The organism is Succinivibrio faecicola (genome assembly GCF_019448115.1).
In the GTDB taxonomy this organism is placed as follows: Bacteria; Pseudomonadota; Gammaproteobacteria; order Enterobacterales; family Succinivibrionaceae; genus Succinivibrio; species Succinivibrio faecicola.
Map to the genome: position 1 here is coordinate 1 of NZ_JAGFNY010000079.1, position 1,456 is coordinate 1,456.

The window sequence follows — 1,456 nt, forward strand, 5'->3', positions numbered from 1 at the left end:
GAGTGATTTGATTGCAAGTATTAAGGCATAAACATAATCAAATTGTGATCTTAGTGTGCTTTAATAATTTCGCCATATACTTCCATCTTTTCTAATCAGTTTTCTGGCTAGCAAATGCTTTAAAATTTTATCACATGAACTTACGCTGATATTAAAACACTCAAGAATGTTTTGTCTTTTAACGATATTTTGGGTTTCAATAAAACTCAAAATTTCTCTCATAATTGTAGGTTCAGGGAATGCATTTTTTATAAAGAAATCAAGACAATTATCATCTTTTGGGGACCTCATAAGAATGACATCTGCTTTGGCAATATCTCGACCAGCTCTTCCAATTTGCTGATAATACTCTAGCATTGATTTTGCTTTCTGAAGATGTATTACAAAGGCTACATCAGGTTTATCGTATCCCATGCCTAAAGCTGAAGTTGCTACTAATACTTTAATTTCATTATTAAAAAATTTTTCTTCAATCCATCTGTTTTTTTCATCACCGTTTTCTGAATGGTACGAAAATGCAACTATATTATTAACACTAAGAAATTGAGCGAGCAAATCACAATCCTTAATTGTTAAAGCATATATAATTCCAGAGCCTGAATGATTTTGAAGATATTCAAGGATCCATGCATATTTATGCGACAAGCTCATCTCAGGCAAAACACAAAGATGTAAAGAATCTCTACATAATTCACCTCTTATTGTGGTGATTTCACAGTTAAACTGGTTGCAAAGATCCTCTATAACCATATCATTTGCGGTTGCAGTTGTTGCTAAAATATGGATTTTTTTATTGTTAACAATTGAGCTCTCAACAAAATATTTTAGTGAACAGAAATCAGGTCTAAAGTCATGTCCCCATTCAGAAACACAATGAACTTCATCTATAACAAAAAGAGCTAATTCTTGAGTTATATTTGCTATCAAAAGATTATAAAGATCATTTTTATTCAACTGCTCTGGTGTTACGTATAATATATCAATCTTGTTATTATTTAGACTTGTTAAAATTTCATATTTTTTATTTTCATTTTCTCTTTTAAAAAATTCTCCTGAAATCATTTCTGCCCGCAAATTAAGTTTACTTGCAGCCTCAATCTGATTTCTCATAAGAGCTTTTAAAGGACTGACAATTATAGTCGGTCCATAGCCATTATCACGAAAATATTTAGTTGCTAAAAAATAAACTAAACTTTTACCCCATCCTGTTTTTTCTACAACTAAAGTAAAATGATTATTAACAGTAGAAATAATAGCCTCAAGCTGATCTTTTCTGAAACTAGCTTTATTACCAAATATCAGTTTTAGATAATTTGTAAAAATAGATGTATCCATAATTGCTGATTCTATATTCGAGTTTATACCAATAATTTAATTAATACTCTACTTCTGCACTTCAAAAAGTGAGAAATTAGAGTACAAAAGTTTAATACAAGCAGTCTAGCGCTGCTGATGC

At 30.3% G+C, this 1,456-nt stretch carries 1 protein-coding gene; it reads right to left on the minus strand.

What is annotated here, in order from left to right:
- Window positions 1-60: 60 nt before the first annotated feature.
- Window positions 61-1,335, minus strand: a complete 1,275-nt coding sequence (locus tag J5V48_RS09675; protein WP_219938428.1) for a RecQ family ATP-dependent DNA helicase — start codon at window positions 1,333-1,335, stop codon at window positions 61-63.
- Between the last annotated feature and the right edge of the window lie 121 nt (window positions 1,336-1,456).

What these genes read in the sequence shown, in the direction of transcription:
- J5V48_RS09675 (WP_219938428.1), bottom strand. Translation starts at nt 1,335, where the DNA reads ATGGATACATCTATTTTTACAAATTATCTAAAACTGATATTTGGTAAT.